This window comes from Azospirillum oryzae (genome assembly GCF_008364795.1).
GTDB classification, from domain to species: domain Bacteria; phylum Pseudomonadota; class Alphaproteobacteria; order Azospirillales; family Azospirillaceae; genus Azospirillum; species Azospirillum oryzae.
In genome coordinates this window covers 885,237-903,073 of the sequence record NZ_VTTM01000002.1, presented here as the reverse complement: position 1 = coordinate 903,073, position 17,837 = coordinate 885,237, and the positions used below count along the sequence as shown (strand labels likewise).

Sequence of the window (17,837 nt, the reverse complement as noted above, 5' to 3'; positions counted from 1 at the left end):
CGTGACGCAACGCTGCCGGCGCTTCGCTTCAGCCTTCACATCGGGAACCACCGCCATGATCCGCCACCTCGCCACCCGCCGCCTTCCCGCCCTGATCCTCGGCGCCGCCCTGATGACCGTTCCGGTCATGGGCGTCGGCATGGCGCCGGCAGCCGCGGCGTCGGTGTCGACGGCGACCGTAGCGGGCTCCGGTCCGGCGCCCGACGTGGTCTATGGCATGCCGCATGTCGAGGCTGTTCTGTCCGACGCGCTGTCGCGGGTCATCACCGCCGGCCGGCTGCAGATGGAGCTGGACAGCCGCGCGGTGGAACTGCGCGCGCCGCAGGGCGCCGGCGGGCTGGCGGTGGAGAATCTCTATTACAGTCCGGTCCAGGGCCGCTTCGCGGCGGAGATCGTGGTGACCGGCAGCCAGGTCCGTCTGCCGGTTTCGGGCCGCGCCTTCGGCGTGGTGCAGATCCCGGTGCTGTCGCGCCGGATCATCCCCGGCGACATCATCGGCCCGGGCGACATCGACTGGCAGGACGTGCGTGCCGACCAGACCACCAGCGACACCGCCGCCACCGACGCGCAGCTGATCGGCATGACGCCGAAGCGCGGCGTGTCGACCAACCAGCCGGTCCGCCTGCGCGACCTGCAATCGCCGCGCATGGTCGACAAGGGCTCGATGGTCACCATCACCCTGACCACCCCCGCCATGACGCTGACCACCCAGGGCAAGGCCCTGCAGGACGGCGGCAAGGGCGAGGTCATCCGCGTCGTGAACACCCAATCCAACCGCATCGTCGAAGCGACGGTCGCAGGCCCCAACGTCGTCGCCGTGGCAAAGCCCGGCATCATCGCGCAGTAAGGAGAAAGCTCCAATGTACGCCACCAAGACCACCCGCCTGATCCGCTTCGCGATGATCGCCGCCGCCGCCACCTCGCTGACCGCCTGCGGCGCCGCTTCGCGCATCGCCGACATCGGCAAGGCTCCGGAGATGAGCAGCATCCAGGACCCGCAGGCCCGCACCGGCTACCAGCCGGTCAGCCTGCCGATGCCGACCCCGCTGCCGACGGAGCGCAATCCGAACTCGCTGTGGCGGACCGGCGCGAAGGCCTTCTTCAAGGACCAGCGCGCGGCCAAGGTCGGCGACATCCTGACCATCAACATCTCCATCGCCGACCAGGCCAAGCTGTCGAACGAGAGCAAGCGGTCGCGCGCCAACACCGAAAAGGCCGGCATGCCGAACCTGTTCGGCCTGGAAGGCGCCACGCTGAGCCGCGTCCTGCCGGCCGGCGCCTCGGCCGCCAGCCTGGTGGACCTGTCGAGCGACACCTCGAACGACGGCAAGGGCTCGGTCGACCGCAACGAGAAGATCGAGCTGAAGGTGGCGGCGCTGGTGACCCAGACCCTGCCCAACGGCAACCTGGTCATCCAGGGGCACCAGGAAGTCCGCGTGAATTACGAACTGCGCGACCTGCAAATCCACGGCGTGATCCGCCCCGAGGACATCACCGCGCAGAACACCATCAGCTACGAGAAGATCGCCGAGGCCCGCATCTCCTACGGCGGCCGCGGCCAGATCACCGACGTCCAGCAGCCGCGCTACGGCCAGCAGCTGTACGACATCATCATGCCGTTCTGAGGACGCCCTGCCTAACGGTTGCGGAAGTTGGGCCATGGGGGAGGAATTCCCTCATGGCCCGGCTCTCTTGCGGGTTGTCGCGAACGTCGCCGGCATTGGCATCGATAACGCAAGCTCCGCGCGTTGCGGGCGGGTCGGCAATTGCTGCCGCCCGGTGGGTTGTGCCGGGGCGATGTTGCCGGGCCGCTGTTCCTCGATGAAGACGACCAGCGCCACCGGTTCAGCCTTCAAGCGAAGGCTGCGGCAGCGCGGTGAAACCATCCATCATTCCGACTGCCATGTTGCCGCCGATGCGCCCCAACGACGGTCCGATAAGTTCGGTGGCGCGGCGGTAAGCCTCGCGCTGGGCAACGCAGTCGATCAGGTCAGCCGCGTTGACGATGCTCCGGGACAGGGCGAGATCGCTCGTCATCGTTCGTCTCCTCGAACAGCGTTGGTGTGATTGGTCCACTCTGCCCGCCTGGAAGTTTGCCGCCCCACCATTCCGTCAGGTGGCGGTGGTAAGCACTCCCATGGTCGGCAGGTCGAGGATGACCCTACGCTCCAAGCCCGCCATCCGATGTCGCGTGCTTCACAAAACCAGCACGATCATGCCGGCGGCGATGACAAGGCCTTTGCGGACGCAGCCTTCCATTCTGAATTGGATCATCTGCGGTGGGATCGGCGGTGGCGGGCGAGGCCGCCCGACGGGTGTATGCTGGTGGCGCTTGCGGCCCGGACAACCGGGAAACCGCCGGTCCGGTTCGGTGGGCGGGATTCCGCCGACCGTTACGGGAAGTGTGGCGTGCCCCCGGGCCGCATGCACCGCCTCCGCCGTTCCGGAGCAGAAAACCGCCACGGTGGAACCCGACGGGTTGGAGTGCGGCAAAGTCCGCCGTCGCGGGCGTCTTCACACCGGCAGCGGGTTCGCCATCGTGGTCGGAATGGCGATCTGCCGGCCGTTCATGCTCTCGAAATCCACCGTCTTCAGGTCCAGGCTCCAGGCGAGCGGCGAGGCGGCCATGCGGATGGAGAGGACGCGGTCGGTCAGGTCCTTCACCACCACCCACTGGGTATAGTCGCATTCCACGGCCCCGTCGGACTTGCGGGCGCGCACCGTGCCCTTGGGGATGTCGACGGCGTTCAGCAGGTGGAAGGCCAGGCTCTGCGCCTCGGCTGCGGTCGCGGGCTGATCGGCGAGTTGCTTCAGAAGAGCCGTGCGGATGAAGCGGGCGGGCGGCGTGGCGTTGCCGGGAAGGCCGGCCAGCCCGGTCCCATGGCCGGGACGGGAGACGGTCAGATCGCCGACGGTCATCGGGTCCGCATCCCAAGGGGTCAGGTTGACATAGTTCTGCAGATTGGTCAGATGCCAGGAGAAGGTCGGCAGGTTGGTCAGCACCTTCACCGGGTTGTCGCTGATGACCGGCTGACCGCCCAGGAATTCGATGACGATGCTGTTGCCGGCGGCATCGTGAACCGGGAAATGCAACGGCCCGGCCTTCGCCACCCACTGGTCGCCGACGACCCGGACCGCGCCGCTTTCCAGCGCCTGCCGGACCTCCGCCACCGTGGCGCAGTTGCCCAGAAGCCAATCGACGAAGAACCCGCAGAAGACGTTCGTCGCCTTGGAGTCGGGCGCCTGATACTCCGATCCGGGCAGCCAAAGCGCGCCGGTGGACAGGCCTTGGCTGTTCACGCCATCGGAGCAAATGGGCAGACCGAATGAGGTCACGCCGACATAGCCGTATTTCGGGACCAGATGGAGCTTGTCCTCCAGCCATCCAACCAGTCCGGCCGATTTGCCCGGCGCCCTTACGATCAGGGTGCCCTTCAGGTCGATGCCGAACTCCATGCTGCGGCCGTTGACGATCGTTCCATCAGCCGCCCCGATCAGAAAATCCGTGCACATGGTTGTTTTTCCCGCCTGATTACATCGCCAAGCGGGAACATAACAATACAACAATCCATTTCAAAAACAATCCGCGGCTCCACACCACCCAAAACGAAACGGCCCGGCCTCCCTCGCCGGGAGCCGGGCCGTCCTGCCTTCGGCCGGTGTCCGCCTACTGCCGGTGTCCGCCTACTGATAGCCACCTTCGCGGGCGCGCTCCTTGGCCGCCTCCTCCTGGGCCTTCTCGGTGACGCGGCTGATCTTGCCGCCACCGGCCTTGTCGGCAGGCTTCTGCGGCGATTCGCTGCGGTCGGCGTCGGCTGGATTCTGGTTGGGCTGGTCGGCCATCTTGCTGCTCCTCGGTCGTTTTTCCGACTGGCGATGAGGAGGAAACAGCGGTGGCCGGAGATCGTCGCGGGAGAAGGCCGGCTGTTTCAGGCGGGCGGACGGGCGGTCTCGCCGTCGCTTTCGCCTTCGGCACGGTCCAGGGCCGCATTGATCTGGTCCAGCGTTCGGCCGCAGCCGGTACAGACGTCGCCGTCAATGGCGCACATGCCCAGGCAATCGGGATCGTCGCTCATGGCAGCAGGCTTTCCTTACGGTTGGCGGTGCGGACCCATGCCTATCGGAAAGCAGATTCCATCTCAAGCGTCGGGGTCGGGGGCATAGGCGGAATGGGTTGCGGTCGACATGCCCAGAGTATAAAGCATTCGCTCTATCCACACCCTGTGAGGGTATTTATGCCAACGGCATTGCTGGTGTCCTGCGCGATGTATCGTCACGGCACCGCAAGAATGCCCGCCGCGCTGAAAGCGGCAGGATTTCGCGTCTTTGCGATCTTCCCCCGGAATTCCCTGCTTGAATTCAGCGACCATGTCGACGGCAGGCACACTTTCGACCCGGGAATGCCGGTCGACGACCTGACGGTCACCGCCGCGCGTGCGGCGGCGCAGTTGCATGCGGACATCATCATCGGTTGCGAGGAAAGCGCTGTCCAGGTGCTCGGCTCGGCCGGGCGGCTGCTCGAACGGGTGGCGGAGGATAGCGCCGATGCACACAGGCTGCGGTTCCTCCAGGGCTGGTACGGCGGCGTCTGCTGGGAAGAGGAGCGTTCGCGCTGCGTGGAACTCATGGCGGAGGCCGGCATCCGGACGCCACGTCAGGTCTTGGTCGATCCGCGGCGCATCGTCCCAAACGACCTGTCCGCCCTCGGAGCGCCGCTTCTGCTGAAATTCGACGGCAGTTCCGCCGGCCGCGGGGTTTTTCTTGCGTCCGACGCCCGGCACGCGACCGAACTGGTGACGGAACTGGAGCAGATGAGCGCCTTTCCGGGCGGCCGGCGGGTCGTCGCGCAGGAGTTCGTGCGCGGGCGGGCGGCGTCGGTGTCCTTCTGCGCGCTGGGCGGACGGATGCTGGAGGGCTTCGCCTATACCGTCCTGCAGCACCAGCCGGAACCTTTCGGCCCCGCCTCGGTGATTGAACTGGCGGACCTTCCTGACCTGATGGACATGGCCCGCCGAATGGTGGAATTGACGCGCTACTCCGGCTTCGGCGGCATCGACGCCATCCTGCCGGAGGATGGCGGCCCGCCCGTTTTCCTGGAGTTCAACGCCCGTCCGACCCAGACCACCCATCTCGGCAGTCTGGCGGGCAGCGACCTGTGTCGGGCGATGGCCTGCGCGCTGAAGGGGGCGCCCTATGAAGGTGCGTTCGGCCGGACCTCAGGCAAAGCGGTCGCCCTGTTCCCGGCGGAATGGGTCCGCGATGCCAAAAGCCGCTATCTGACCGCGGCCCACCATGACGTGCCTTGGACCGAACGGCGGATGACCGCGGCAATCCTGAACATCACACCGCAGTTGAACCCCGCCTGACCGGTTATCGCGGCGGCTGGTCCAGCGAGAGTTCGCCGGTAACCTCGTGCGTCAGGTCGATGCCGTCGACCGTCAGCACCATGCGGACCGGCAGGGACTTCACTCCGTCCAGCCGCCCTTCCGCCAGCGCGCGGCCGACCGCTAGTTCGATCTCCCGCTGGGAGGTAACGCCGACCTGCTTGAGGAATTTGCGCAGGTCGAGGTTGAAGGTCTCATTGTCCATGTCCGTTCCTCCGGGTTGGGAACCGCTGTCACGCGTGCCGTTCCGAACCGCTGGAGAGCGGCGTTGGTTCCCTGGCCGTCCCTGTCCTTATTCGGGGCCCTTATTCGGGCGGCAATTCGCCAGGATGGAGCACACCCGGCCCCCCGTCCTCCCGCGCGACCAGCAGCAGGCCGGCGGTGGTGAAGGCCGCGGCCAGCAGGGTTTCGGTGCTTCGGTGCAAGGCGTGGCGCCCCTTTTCGAAGTCGCGGATGGTCCCGCGGGAGACCGTCGCCCGCTCCGCAAGCTCCTCCTGCGTCCAGTCGAGGAAGCCCCGGGCCGCACGGCACAGCCCCGGAGTCAAAACACCTTTCGTAAGCATATTTTTCCCCGGAAAAGCTCGGCCACAAGCGTTGAAATTGACCATTTCCACCACAATATGAGCGCGACCACCCCGGAATCCAAGTTCCATCCGCGCCCTTCCCCTGCCGCCGGAGATGCCGCCGCATGCCCCATCACGTTCCCCTGATCGCCACCATGGTGGCCGCCATCGTCCTGGCCTTCGTCTTCGGCGCCTTGGCCCACCGGCTGCGCCTTTCGCCGCTGGTGGGATACCTGCTTGCCGGCGTCGCCATCGGTCCCTTCACGCCGGGCTTCGTCGGCGACATGCAGTTGGCGTCGCAGTTGGCGGAGATCGGGGTGATCCTGCTGATGTTCGGCGTGGGGCTGCATTTCTCGCTGGACGACCTGATGAAGGTGCGGGCGATAGCGGTACCCGGAGCGGTGGTGCAGATCGCCATCGCGACGGCGATGGGATGGGCATTGGCCAGTTTCCTGGGCTGGAATCTGGCGGCCGGGCTGGTGTTCGGACTGGCCCTGTCGGTGGCGAGCACGGTGGTGCTGCTGCGCGCGCTGGAGCAGTTGAACCTGTTCCGAACCGAACGCGGGCGGATCGCCATCGGCTGGCTGATCGTCGAGGATCTGGCGATGGTGCTGGCGCTGGTGCTGCTGCCGCCGGTGTCCCGCATGCTGGAAAGCGGCGGCGGGCTGGACGGCGAGGTGCTGTTGTCGCTGGCGTGGACGTTGGGGAAGGTGGCGCTCTTCGTCGCCCTGATGCTGGTCGGCGGCCGGCGGATCGTCCCCTGGGTGCTGGAGCGCATCGCCCGCACCGGTTCGCGCGAGCTGTTCACCCTGTGCGTCCTGGCGCTGGCGCTCGGCATCGCCTATGGCTCCGCCACCCTGTTCAGCGTGTCCTTCGCGCTGGGCGCCTTCTTTGCCGGAATGGTGCTGAACGAATCCGATCTCAGTCACCGCGCGGCGGAACAGACCCTGCCCTTGCAGGACGCCTTCGCCGTGCTGTTCTTCGTGTCGGTCGGCATGCTGTTCGATCCGTCGGTTCTGACCCGGTCGCCCTGGGCGGTGCTGGCGACGCTGGCGATCATTCTGCTGGGCAAGTCGGCGGCGGCCTTCGGTCTCGTCCTGCTGTTCCGCTATCCGCTGCGCACGGCGGTGACGGTGGCGGTCAGTCTGGCGCAGATCGGCGAGTTCTCCTTCATCCTGGTGGCTTTGGGCATGCAGCTCGGCATCCTGCCGGAAGAAGGCCAGGGGCTTATCCTGGCGGGCGCCCTGCTGTCGATCACCGCCAACCCGCTGCTGTTCGCCGCGGTCCAGCGCCTGTTCCCGGACGAGGCGGAGCCGCTGCCACCGGCCGACACCGCGCCGGAGCTGCGCGATTATCAGGCCTTGAGCGGCCATGTCATCATCGTCGGCCATGGGCGGGTCGGCCGCTACGTTACGCAGGCCCTGCAGGCGGAAGACCGGCCGCTGGTGGTGATCGACCTTCAGCGCGAACGGGTGAAAGGCCTGCAGGCGGCTGGCGTGCGGGCGGTCTACGGAAATGCCAATGCCGCCGGAATCCTGGAGCGCGCCGGGGTGCAGGGCGCCTCGCTGCTGCTGGTCACGGTTCCCGACGCGCTGGAGGGCGGCGGAGTCGTCCAGCAGGCCCGATCGGTGAATCCGTCGGTCGCCATCGCCGCCCGCGCCCATAGCGACGAGGCCGTGGAGCTTCTCGACCGTACCGGCGCCGACGCCGTCTTCATGGGCGAACGCGAGATCGCCCGGCGGATGATCGACTATGCCGGCCGCGCCGCTGGGGACGGGGACGGGGACGGGGCGGATGAAGCCGGAGTGCTGGCGACGACCTGAAACGACGAAAGCGCCGGTCGGGGACCGGCGCTTTCAAATCCGTCGGTGCAACTTCCGGCAAAGCACACGCTCCCTATCCCGGCGACCGGCGCCGGGATGGCCGCGACCTTCCGGAAGACGGCGCGGCGTCAGTCGTCGCGCTGGGTCCGTTCCATCCGCTCGTGACGCTCCTGGGCCTCCAGGCTCAGCGTCGCGATCGGGCGGGCATCCAGCCGCCGCACGGAGATGGGGTCGCCCGTCTCCTCGCAGTAGCCGTAGCTGCCGTCGACCAGACGCTCAAGCGCGGCGTCGATCTTGGAGATCAGCTTGCGTTCGCGGTCACGGGTGCGCAGTTCCAGCGCGCGGTCGGTCTCCGCCGAGGCGCGGTCGGCGATATCCGGTTCCTGGATACCGCCTTCCTGGAGGCTGTTCAGCGTGCCGGTCGATTCCGCAAGAAGCTCCGCGCGCCAGCGCAGCAGCTTCTGGCGGAAATACTCCCGCATGATCGGGTTCATGAACTCCTCGTCTTCCGACGGGGAATAGTTCTGGGGCAGAAGCGGCGACGTCATCCGAAAGCATCCAGCGAAAAAGGGGTGATCCGGGCGGCGCGGAGTATAGGCACGCCACGTCGGGACCGCAACCCATTGGTTCGCCCCCGCAACGACCAAACAAGCCATTGGAATAAAAAAGATTTGTCAGAGTGGCACATTGGCCGCGCCGTACCACTACCCCATCGGGGCATGGGACCGTGGGTCGGGCCGCGCCCTGCCCCGCCTGACTGCAGGCGAACGGCATCGGGGGATCGGCCCACCTGCCCGGGAAGGCTCAGGAGGTGAGCTTCGCCAGTTCGACCTGCGCCCGCAGGTCGATTTCGTCGAGGATTTCAGCCAGACCGGGATCGTCGACCTGGGCGCGGCGCGTCTGCACCACCTTGGCCAGATCGACCAGCTTCTGCATCGACAGGGTGCCCGACAGCAGGCCGTGCTGGATTTCCTCCAGCCGGTCGAGCATCTCTTCCGCCCGCATCTTGCCGCGCGACGCACGCGCGGTGGCGTCGTCGGTCGCATCGACCTCCTGCAAGGCCAGCACGCCCGAAACCCCGGCGGTGGCGGCGGCGCCGCTGACGCCGTGCGCCGAGCCCGCCTCCCCCACCAATTGCTTGGAGAACGCGGCGCCGGACGAGCCTTCGGCCTTGCCGGTGCGGCGGACCGAACCGCTGCCGCGTATGTTTCCGGTGCCTTCGACTTTCATGATCCGTGCAACCGTTTGCAGTAAAGGATGCGTAAACGCGCGCACTGTAGATGGACCAACCTTAACATCCGGTCAAGGTTTGCCGCAATCGGGCAAAATTTGCCGGTCGGCTGTGACCGAAAGGCGCCATCTTCGGGACGTTTTTAAGGACAAGCGCGGATTGCTGCCGTTTCCGTCGTCTGGCACGGCGTTTGTATAGGGATGGGCACGAGTTCAGGAGTGTCCGCGTCATGCTTCCCACCGCCCTTCGCCTTCTGCGCCGCCGTGCCGTCCTGGCCGTGCTGACCGCCCTGCTGGCGTTCGGTGTCCCGGCCGCACCGGCATTGGCCGCGTCCGCCCGTATCAAGGACATCGTGGATGTCGAGGGCGTGCGCGACAACATGCTGATCGGCTATGGCCTCGTGGTGGGTCTGAACGGCACCGGCGACAGCCTGAACAACTCGCCCTTCACCGAGCAGAGCCTGACCGGCATGCTGGAACGGATGGGCGTCAACACCCGCGGCACCAACCTGCGCACCAAGAACGTTGCGGCGGTGATGGTGACGGCGACGCTGGGCGCCTATGCGGCGCAGGGCACGCGCATCGACGTGACCGTGTCGGCGATGGGCGACTCCAAGAGCCTGCTGGGCGGCACCCTGCTGGTCACCCCAATGATGGGCGCCGACGGCGAGGTCTATGCGGTGGCGCAGGGGCCGATCGCGGTCTCGGGCTTCACTGCCCAGGGCCAGGGCGCCAGCGTGACCCGCGGCGTGCCGACCTCCGGCCGCATCTCCTCCGGCGCGATCGTGGAGCGGGAAATCCAATTCTCGCTGGCCGAGCTGCCGGTGCTGCGGCTGTCCTTGCGCAATCCGGACTTCACCACCGCCCAGCGTGTGGCGACCGCCATCAACATCCAGCTGCGCGGAAACCGCGCCCAGGCGACCGACCCGGCCTCCGTCCTCATCAACGTTCCGGAGACGCGCCGCGGCGACGTGGTGGGGCTGGTGACGGAGATCGAACAGCTGCGCATCACCCCCGATCAGGTCGCCCGCGTGGTGGTGGATGAGAAATCCGGCGTCATCGTGATGGGCGAGAACGTCCGCATCTCCACCGTCGCCATCGCCCAGGGCAACCTGACCATCCGCATCACCGAAACCCCGCAGGTCAGCCAGCCCGGCCCGTTCAGCCAGGGCCAGACCGCGGTGGTGCCGCGCACCGACATCCAGGTCGACGAACAGTCCAACAACCGCCTCGCCGTGATGAATGCCGGGGTGACGTTGCAGGAGTTGGTACAGTCCTTGAATGCGCTTGGGGTGGGTCCGCGGGACATGATCGCCATTCTCCAGTCGATCAAAGCCGCGGGAGCCCTGCAAGCCGAGATCGAGGTGATCTGATGTCCATGAGCCCCGCCCTTTCCGCCGCTTCGACCCCGCGCAGTTCCTCGCTTGTCGAGCGCGCCCAGGCCGCAGGGTTCGGCGTGCGGACCCTGGCAAAGATTTCCGATCTGGAGGCCAAGACCGACCCGGCAAAGCTTGCCCAGCTGCGCAAGTCCGCCAACGAGTTCGAGAGCCAGTTCGTGTCGCAGATGCTGAGCCCGATGTTCGAGGGGATCCAGACCGACGAGACATTCGGCGGCGGGCGCGGCGAGGAAATGTTCCGGCCGATGCTGGTCGAGCAGTTCGGCAAACAGATCACCCAGCGCGGCGGCTTCGGCATCGCCAAACAGGTTTACGCAGAGCTTCTTCGCGCCCAGGAGGCCAGCCATGGATAAGGTCGACGTCCGTTTCCCCCAGCCTGCCAAGCCGGCCGCCAACCTGCCGAAGAACGCGCAGGAACGCGCGGTGGCGCTGGTCGAGCTGATGGGCCGCCTGACCGCGCTGTTGGAGCGCGAGGCCGCCGCCGTCCGTGCCCGCCGCCCGGCCAAGGAGTTGGCCCAGATCGTCAAGGACAAGCAGCCGATGACGCTGGTCTATGAAGAGATCAGCCGCATGTTGCGCGTCGACCGCGACGGGCTGATGGGTTTGCCGCAGGAGATGAAGACCGCGCTGAAGGACGCGACCGGCAAGCTCTATGCCGCCACCGCCGACAATGCAGAGGCCCTGCGCATCGGCGGCGAGGCGCAGAAGGTGATGGTCGACACCGTCGTCACCGTCATCACCCGCCAGCAAAAGGCGCCGACCACCGCCTATGCCGCCCACATGGGCGGGGGCCGCGGCTATTCCCCGCCGCCCAGCGGGCCGCGTACGTCTGCGGCGCTGAACACCCGGCTTTGATCCAAACCGCCTTCATCCGTGACTGCCGAGACGTTTCGGACGGCCGCCCTGCCATCGGGGCGGCCTTTTTCTTTGCGGGCTTTATCCTTGGGAGCGGGCCGCTGCGGCAAGAAAGGCCCCGCACCCGGCGGAAATTGCCGGTCCGGCCCGTGCCATGGGGCTGGAACTGCCGCCCGGCACCGCATCAAGGGTCCAATGGCCTGGGGTTGCAACTGGCCCGCCTGTTGCATTGGTCTCTCCGCATCGCCGTCGGTGCGTTCCGCCGTCCCTGAGAGGCCGTTCCATGGAAGTCCAATCGAACAACATCGCCGCGTCCTTGTTCGACGGTCTCAGCCAGTCCCAGCAGACGCAAGGGACCGGGACGAAGAACGACCTGTTTTCCAAGATGATGGACCGCATGCTGACCGATGCCGCCGCGCGCAAGCGCGAGCAGGCCGATGCGGCGGCACGCGACTCCGCCAAGGACGCAGCCAAGGAGGCGGCCAAGGAGGCCGGTGACGCCCGCCGGGCGGAGGCCCAGCGCAAGCAGCCGGTGCGTGCCGAACCGAAGCCGGACCTGACCCGCGACCGCACGGCTCAGGCCGCCCGTTCGGCCGCCGATGCCGCCGACACGACCCGCGCTCCGGAGCAGAAGACCGCCAAGACCGACGACGACCGCAAGGTTCAGGCCGGGCAGGACGACCGCCGGCCGGCCAAAGCCGAAAAGCCGGCGAAGGATCCGAAGGCGGAAGGGGCGAAGGCCGATTCGTCCAAGGCTGCCGCGGCGAAGACGGATGACACCGGCACCGCAGCGGCCGACGAGGCCGCTGCGACTGACGATGCCGCCGCTTCGGCCGAGGATGCCGGACAGACCGAAACCGCGTCGGCCGATGCCGATGCCGCAGGCAACGGTGACCCGACAGCCATGGCCGACGAACAGGCCCAGCCGGGCGACCAGTCCACCACCGGACAGCCTCCGGCCGCTCAGCCGGTTCCGCCGCAGCCGATGCCGCAGGCCAGCGATCTGATCCTCGCGGGACTGATGCCGGCCGGACAGGCCGCGGCGAAGGACGCCACCGATGAGGCGGGCGCGGGCGCCGACGACTCCACGAAGGCGGGTGGCGCGGGGAACGGCACGGCTGGCGCCCTCGGTCCCGCCGCCCAGCTCGCCCAGACGCAGGCTGCCGCTGCCGGCGCAATGGCGGGCGGACAGGCCACCGGTGCCGATGCCGCCGCGAAGGCGACCGGCAAGGGCGGTTCCGTGGATGGCGACGCCGCGAAGACCGCTGACGCGTCCCAGGCCGATGCCGGCGCCGAAGCCCTGCCGAACGACGAGGACGTCGCCCTGCCCGACCGCTTCGCCGACCTGCTGGCCGCGGCCAAGGCCAAGACGGGCGAAGCCAAGCAGAATGGCAAGCACGCCGGCGGCGAGGGCGGCGCCCGGAATGACGCCCAGGCCCAAACTCAGGCGATGCCGCAGCACCCGTTTCCGCCGGCGGCGCCCGCCGTCCCGGTGGCGGAAGCCGTCACGACCACTGCGACGGGCACGGCCGCCACGGCGCTGGAGGGCATCGATGCCACCGGCGCGGCCGGTGGGACGTCCGGCGCCGCCACCGCCAGCCCGCACACTCATCCGGCCCTGGCCGCGATGGAAGGTGCTCACGGCGGCATTCCCGGGCTCGATCAGCCACAGGCGACCGCGACGCTCCGCCCGTCGCGCGGCGCCGGCATGCCGATGGGCGTGCACGACCAGATCGCCGTCCACATCAAGAAGAATGTCGGCGACGAGGTCGACCAGTTCACCATCAACCTGCATCCGGCCGAGCTTGGCCGGATCGACATCAAGCTGGACATCGGCGCCGATGGCCGGGTCAACGCGATGGTCGCGGTGGAAAAGGCGCAGACGCTCGAACTTCTGCAGCGTGACAGCCGCAGCCTGGAACGCGCCTTGCAAGACGCAGGACTGCAGACGGACTCGAACAGCCTCAACTTCAGCCTGCGCGGCGAAGGCAATCCCTTCGCAGGAGACGGCCGGGGCGACGGCAAGAACGGTGGATCTGGTCGGCGCGGCCGCGGCTTCGGCGGGGGTGGCGACGATGACGGGACCGACAGCACCGTCTACACGGCAACGCTCGGCAACGGGCGCGTCGACATCCGAGCCTGACGGCCACGCCGGCGGCCATACCGCCGCAACCCACCGTCACATGAGAGATATCGGCCGCAAGGCCAACGAAGGACGACCGCGATGACCACGACGACCAACACCACCAGCCCGACCCTGAACCAGTACGGCACCTATTCGGGTGGCAAATCCACCGGGTCGAAGTCGGCGTCCGAAACCGCCAAGACCCCGCAGACCGATGCCGACAAGACCGCGTCGGCGACCAAAGGCCTCGGCGACAATTTCCAGACGTTCCTCACCATGCTGACCACGCAGATGAAGAACCAGGACCCGCTGAAGCCGCTCGACACCAACGACATGACCAAGCAACTGGTCGACTTCGCCAACGTCGAGCAGAACATCGGCACCAACAGCCGGCTGGACAAGCTGGTTCAGCTGCAGTCGGCCGGCACCGCCTCGACCAACCTCGCCTATCTCGGCCGCACCGTCGCCTTCGAGGGCGACAGCTTCCAGTACAACCAGGGCATGGCCCAGGCGCCGCTGGGCTACGAACTGGAAACCTCGGCCAAGTCGGTGCGCGTCGACATCCTGGACTCCAACGGCAACATCATCCGCTCGATGCCGGGCGAGACCACCGCCGGGACCAAGCATGCGGTCAGCTGGGACTTCAAGGACAACAACGGCCGCGCGGTGCAGCCCGGCACCTATCGCATGAACGTGGCGCCGGTGGCGGAGAACAAGAACGACACCATCAAGACCACCACCTATACCTTCGGCACCGTCGCCGGTATCGGCAGCAACAAGGACGGCGAAACCGTGCTGAACATCGGCACCAGCGAAGTGCCGCTGTCGAAGCTGACCACCGTCTATTGATCGGGACTCGTTCCACATACGGATTGTCGGCCCACTTGCCGGACGGGGCGTCACGACCGCCCCATCCGTTCGGATGGGCGACTACCACCCGATAAAAAGTTAACCCTTTCGTTTAGGCATTTGTTAAGTGCCGGCGCATACAGTACCCCGAAATCGTGGAATCCACAGTTTGGGTTGGAGCGTCCGCGCATGGCACTCATCGAACTCGACACCGGCGACGACTCTGCAGCCGGTGCATCGGTCATTGGTCCTGAGGGGCGTCCCATGACCGAAAACGACCTTCCCCCGCCCGACACCAAGCGTTGGGTGATGCGCCGCAAGGCGGAAGTGGTCGCCGGCGTCCGTTCGGGCCTGATAAGCCTGGAGGAGGCCTGCCGCCGCTACACCTTGTCGGTGGAGGAATTCCTGTCCTGGCAGCGGCTGATCGACAGCCACGGTATGCGCGGCCTGCGCGCCACCCGCCTGCAGGATTACCGCCCCGGCCAGCCCGTCCGCGACCGCATCGGCGCGGACTGAGACAGCACATTAAGCGTCGACGAAGCGCCGCGGGGCCGACCTGCGGCGCTTCGTTGCGTTTGGGGCGATTGAGGCCGGGGGCATCCGTCGCCTATGGCCGCGCCTGCCCACATGCCGCGTCGATCAGTATCGCGGCCGCGCTTGCCACTGCGTCGTTGCCCGGTCCCAGGTCCAGCGCGCGGCCGGCGGCATAGGCGCCTTCCATCAGCAACTGCAATTGGGCGCACAGCCGGTCCGGATCGTCGGCGCCGGCCGCGACCGCCAACCTGTGCAGACGGTCGCGGACCATGCGCTTGTGGGCCAAAGCCAACGCACGGGCGGGGTTGTCGGGGTCGCGCAGTTCGGCGGCGGCGCTGGTGAAGGGACAGCCCTGGAATTTCGGATGATCGATCCAGTGGGCGAGCGCCACGAAAAGCGCCTTCATCTGGGCGCGCGGATCGCCGGGATGGCGGGCCACCACCCGGTCCCACCACGCGCCATGCTGGGCGATGCTGCGCTCCAGATAGGCGCAGACCAGATCGTCCTTGGATGTGAAGTTGCGGTACAGGCTCATCTTCGCGACGCCGGATTTGGCGATGATGGTGTCGATACCGACCGCGCGGATGCCCTCGCGATAGAACAGCTCCGCCGCCGTATCGAGAATCCGCTCCCGCGCCGGCTTCCTTGCGCTTGCCGCCTCCGACATTCCCGCTCCATCCCTTCCGAACGGCCGGGTTCAAGCCCGACATTGACAATGATACAGACCTGTCTCTACCATCGCAACGAAGAGACAGGTCTGTATCATCGCCGAGCGATCCGGACCTGACCACCACAATGAACGGAGTTCCGGGGGATGCGTTATTTCGAGGATGTCACGGTGGGCGACCGCTTCACCGGAGGGCCGGTGAGGGTCGAAGAGGCGGAGATCGTCGCCTATGCCGAGAAGTTCGACCCGCAGCCCTTCCATCTGGACGCCGACGCGGCAAAGAACACGCTGTTCCGCGGCTTGGCGGCCAGCGGCTGGCACACCGCGGGGATGACCATGCGGATGATCGTGGGCAGCAACGCCGAACTGGCGGGCGGCTATATCGGCATGGGCGTCGATTCCATCGGCTGGCCCCGCCCGACCCGACCCGGCGACGTGCTGCGCATCGAGATGGAGGTGATGGAGGCCCGCCGCTCCGCCAAGCGTCCCGATCAGGGCGTGCTGCGGGTGAAGACCACCACCTTCAACCAGAATGACGAGGTGGTGCAGACCATGATCGCCAACCTGCTGGCACCCGGCCGCCCCACCTGAAAAAGAAAGCCCCCGCATCCGGGAGGGGATGCGGGGGCCGCAGTTCTTGCTCTCTCAGCCGCAGCTTTCCGCCGTCAGCGCTTCAGGCCGGCGGTGAAGGCGAAGTTGTCGAAGGAGTTCTCGGCCACCCGGAACCACAGATACTCGTCGTCGCGGAACTTCTTCCACTGCTCGTAGATCTTGGCGAACTTCGGGTTGCTCTTCGCCGTTTCGTCATACAGCTCGGTGGCGGCCTTGTAGCAGGCCTCCATCACGTCGCGCGGGAAGGGGCGCAGCTGGGCGCCGCCGCCGACCAGCCGCTTCAGCGCCGCCGGATTTTCGGCGTCGTACTTGGCGTTCATGGTCAGGTTGGCTTCGAAGCAGGCGGCCTCCAGAACGGCCTTGTACTGCTTGGGCAGCTGTTCCCACTGCTGCTTGTTGACCAGCAGCGAGACGTTCAGCCCGCCTTCCCACCAGCCCGGATAGTAATAATACTTGGCGACCTTGTTGAAGCCGAGCTTCTCGTCGTCATAGGGGCCGATCCACTCGGCCGCGTCGATGGTGCCCTTTTCCAGCGACGGATAGATGTCGCCGCCGGCGATCTGCTGCGGCACGACACCCAGCTTGGCCAGGACCTGACCGGCGAAGCCGCCGATGCGGAACTTCAGGCCCTTCAGATCCTCGACGGTCTTGATCTCCTTGCGGAACCAGCCGCCCATCTGCACGCCGGTGTTGCCGGCCGGGAAGTTCACGACGCCGTAGCCGTCGAAGAACTCGCGCAGCAGCGGCATGCCGCCGCCATTGTAGATCCAGGCGTTCTGCTGGCGGGCGTTCAGGCCGAAGGGCACCGTCGCGTCGAAGGTGAAGGTCGGGTCCTTGCCGACATAGTAATAGCTGGCGGTGTGGCCGCATTCGACCGTGCCGTTCTGCACCGCGTCCAGAACCTGCAGGCCGGGGACGATCTCACCGGCGGCGAAGGGACGGATCTGGAACTTGCCGTCGGTGGCCGCGGCAACGCGGGCGGCGATGGTGTCGGCGGCGCCGTAAATGGTGTCCAGGCTCTTGGGGAAGCTGGACGCCAGACGCCAGTGGATTTCCGGCTGGGTCTGCGCGATGGCAGGGGCCGCCAGGGTGCTGGCGGCGACGCCGACACCGGCGGAGGTCAGGAAGGAACGACGCTTCATGAACGTTTCCTCATCGTTATGGCCATGGCGCCGGTTGAACGATGACGCCATTTGCCGAACAGAAGACACTTTGGTGCCTGAACAATCCTAGAAATTGCGACGGCCGTTGGGCAATTCGTCAAAATGCATGGCTTCCATTCCCACCCAATTCCATCGCGTGGAAAATACAGCGCGCAGGCGCGACTGAAACAGCGACGGAAGTCCGTCGCCCTCTGCAGGGTTTTCAAAGCAATGCATCGCGGGAAGAAAGCAAGACTGGAGTCTGCTCGGGGGAGCATCCATCAGCCTCATCGATCAACCGCGGACCCGTCTTGCCGTCGCCTGAATGGTTACGTGTACCGATGATATATGCGACGCCCGGAATGGCACCCACCCCTACTTTCGTTCATCCGCGGCAGTTCCGAGACATGCTGTCGGCCGCGCGACGGGTAAGCGCTTCATACGCATGCAAAGGCGAATACACGCCATCGCATGCAACTTGCAGCTTCCAACGGGATGGGATGCTTGGCATGTTTGCCACGCGGTCGGAGCGGTGGAACGGCCACCGCCCGCGCCGCACCAACGGAGGGCAAGAGGATGGACAAAATCCTCACTCTCCTGATCCTGCTGTTGCAAGTGGTCAAGCTGGTGCTTGAGTACCTGAACCGCTGATCGGG

The 17,837-nt window shown here is 66.7% G+C and carries 21 protein-coding genes; 11 read left to right on the top strand and 10 right to left on the bottom strand.

Annotated features, from left to right (window positions below):
- Positions 1-55: 55 nt before the first annotated feature.
- Complete coding sequence (flgA, locus tag FZ938_RS10330; protein WP_149198400.1) at positions 56-847, top strand: flagellar basal body P-ring formation chaperone FlgA; 792 nt, start codon at positions 56-58, stop codon at positions 845-847.
- 13 nt (positions 848-860) lie between these two features.
- On the top strand, positions 861-1,625 hold the full coding sequence (gene flgH, locus FZ938_RS10325; RefSeq protein ID WP_149198399.1) for a flagellar basal body L-ring protein FlgH: 765 nt from the start codon (positions 861-863) through the stop codon (positions 1,623-1,625).
- 220 nt (positions 1,626-1,845) lie between these two features.
- Here the strand turns inward: flgH and FZ938_RS10320 are convergent, their stop codons facing one another.
- The 4 genes from FZ938_RS10320 to FZ938_RS10310 all read right to left on the bottom strand — a co-directional run bounded on the left by FZ938_RS10320 (position 1,846) and on the right by FZ938_RS10310 (position 4,076).
- A complete protein-coding gene (locus tag FZ938_RS10320; protein WP_149198398.1) occupies positions 1,846-2,037 on the bottom strand; it encodes a hypothetical protein in 192 nt (63 codons plus the stop codon).
- Between the two features lie 477 nt (positions 2,038-2,514).
- Complete coding sequence (locus FZ938_RS10315) at positions 2,515-3,513, bottom strand: linear amide C-N hydrolase (protein WP_149198397.1); 999 nt, start codon at positions 3,511-3,513, stop codon at positions 2,515-2,517.
- A 171-nt stretch (positions 3,514-3,684) separates the two neighbouring features.
- Positions 3,685-3,843, bottom strand: a complete 159-nt coding sequence (locus tag FZ938_RS30510) for a hypothetical protein (protein WP_174757271.1) — start codon at positions 3,841-3,843, stop codon at positions 3,685-3,687.
- Positions 3,844-3,929: 86 nt separating this feature from the next.
- Positions 3,930-4,076, bottom strand: coding sequence for a DUF1289 domain-containing protein (locus tag FZ938_RS10310; RefSeq protein WP_149198396.1), 147 nt, complete (start codon positions 4,074-4,076; stop codon positions 3,930-3,932).
- A 324-nt stretch (positions 4,077-4,400) separates the two neighbouring features.
- On the opposite strand from FZ938_RS10310, the gene FZ938_RS10305 reads away from it, so the two are divergent.
- Positions 4,401-5,366, top strand: coding sequence for an ATP-grasp domain-containing protein (locus FZ938_RS10305; protein WP_174757269.1), 966 nt, complete (start codon positions 4,401-4,403; stop codon positions 5,364-5,366).
- 4 nt (positions 5,367-5,370) lie between these two features.
- Here FZ938_RS10305 and FZ938_RS10300 read toward each other — a convergent pair whose 3' ends face one another.
- Positions 5,371-5,589 (bottom strand): DUF6494 family protein, encoded by a 219-nt coding sequence (locus FZ938_RS10300; RefSeq protein ID WP_149198394.1) that lies wholly within the window; start codon positions 5,587-5,589, stop codon positions 5,371-5,373.
- A 100-nt stretch (positions 5,590-5,689) separates the two neighbouring features.
- On the bottom strand, positions 5,690-6,037 hold the full coding sequence (locus tag FZ938_RS10295; RefSeq protein ID WP_246457822.1) for a helix-turn-helix transcriptional regulator: 348 nt from the start codon (positions 6,035-6,037) through the stop codon (positions 5,690-5,692).
- 35 nt (positions 6,038-6,072) lie between these two features.
- Here FZ938_RS10295 and ybaL point away from each other — a divergent pair, with 35 nt between their 5' ends.
- Positions 6,073-7,770, top strand: a complete 1,698-nt coding sequence (ybaL, locus tag FZ938_RS10290; RefSeq protein WP_149198393.1) for a YbaL family putative K(+) efflux transporter — start codon at positions 6,073-6,075, stop codon at positions 7,768-7,770.
- Between the two features lie 128 nt (positions 7,771-7,898).
- On the opposite strand, the gene dksA is transcribed toward ybaL, so the two are convergent.
- On the bottom strand, positions 7,899-8,318 hold the full coding sequence (gene dksA / locus FZ938_RS10285; protein WP_012974451.1) for an RNA polymerase-binding protein DksA: 420 nt from the start codon (positions 8,316-8,318) through the stop codon (positions 7,899-7,901).
- A 256-nt stretch (positions 8,319-8,574) separates the two neighbouring features.
- Positions 8,575-9,000, bottom strand: a complete 426-nt coding sequence (locus tag FZ938_RS10280; RefSeq protein ID WP_149198392.1) for a flagellar assembly protein FliX — start codon at positions 8,998-9,000, stop codon at positions 8,575-8,577.
- A 230-nt stretch (positions 9,001-9,230) separates the two neighbouring features.
- Here FZ938_RS10280 and FZ938_RS10275 point away from each other — a divergent pair, with 230 nt between their 5' ends.
- The 6 genes from FZ938_RS10275 to sciP all read left to right on the top strand — a co-directional run bounded on the left by FZ938_RS10275 (position 9,231) and on the right by sciP (position 14,742).
- Complete coding sequence (locus FZ938_RS10275) at positions 9,231-10,373, top strand: flagellar basal body P-ring protein FlgI (RefSeq protein ID WP_149198391.1); 1,143 nt, start codon at positions 9,231-9,233, stop codon at positions 10,371-10,373.
- A 5-nt stretch (positions 10,374-10,378) separates the two neighbouring features.
- Positions 10,379-10,750, top strand: coding sequence for a rod-binding protein (locus tag FZ938_RS10270; protein ID WP_246457820.1), 372 nt, complete (start codon positions 10,379-10,381; stop codon positions 10,748-10,750).
- Positions 10,743-11,252: a flagellar basal-body protein gene (locus FZ938_RS10265; RefSeq protein ID WP_149198389.1), complete on the top strand. Its 510-nt coding sequence runs from the start codon at positions 10,743-10,745 to the stop codon at positions 11,250-11,252. Before FZ938_RS10270 ends, FZ938_RS10265 begins: the two co-directional genes overlap by 8 nt.
- Before the next feature lie 283 nt (positions 11,253-11,535).
- Positions 11,536-13,395: a flagellar hook-length control protein FliK gene (locus FZ938_RS10260; RefSeq protein ID WP_149198388.1), complete on the top strand. Its 1,860-nt coding sequence runs from the start codon at positions 11,536-11,538 to the stop codon at positions 13,393-13,395.
- Positions 13,396-13,476: 81 nt separating this feature from the next.
- Positions 13,477-14,226: a flagellar hook assembly protein FlgD gene (locus FZ938_RS10255; RefSeq protein ID WP_149198387.1), complete on the top strand. Its 750-nt coding sequence runs from the start codon at positions 13,477-13,479 to the stop codon at positions 14,224-14,226.
- 189 nt (positions 14,227-14,415) lie between these two features.
- Positions 14,416-14,742 carry a CtrA inhibitor SciP gene (gene sciP, locus FZ938_RS10250; protein WP_109073795.1) on the top strand — a complete coding sequence of 109 codons (327 nt, stop codon included), beginning with the start codon at positions 14,416-14,418 and terminating at the stop codon, positions 14,740-14,742.
- Between the two features lie 91 nt (positions 14,743-14,833).
- On the opposite strand, the gene FZ938_RS10245 is transcribed toward sciP, so the two are convergent.
- Positions 14,834-15,427, bottom strand: coding sequence for a TetR/AcrR family transcriptional regulator (locus FZ938_RS10245; protein WP_149198386.1), 594 nt, complete (start codon positions 15,425-15,427; stop codon positions 14,834-14,836).
- 147 nt (positions 15,428-15,574) lie between these two features.
- Here FZ938_RS10245 and FZ938_RS10240 point away from each other — a divergent pair, with 147 nt between their 5' ends.
- Positions 15,575-16,018, top strand: a complete 444-nt coding sequence (locus FZ938_RS10240; RefSeq protein WP_149198385.1) for a MaoC family dehydratase — start codon at positions 15,575-15,577, stop codon at positions 16,016-16,018.
- Between the two features lie 74 nt (positions 16,019-16,092).
- On the opposite strand, the gene FZ938_RS10235 is transcribed toward FZ938_RS10240, so the two are convergent.
- A complete protein-coding gene (locus FZ938_RS10235; RefSeq protein WP_149198384.1) occupies positions 16,093-17,181 on the bottom strand; it encodes a TRAP transporter substrate-binding protein in 1,089 nt (362 codons plus the stop codon).
- Positions 17,182-17,837: the final 656 nt, after the last annotated feature.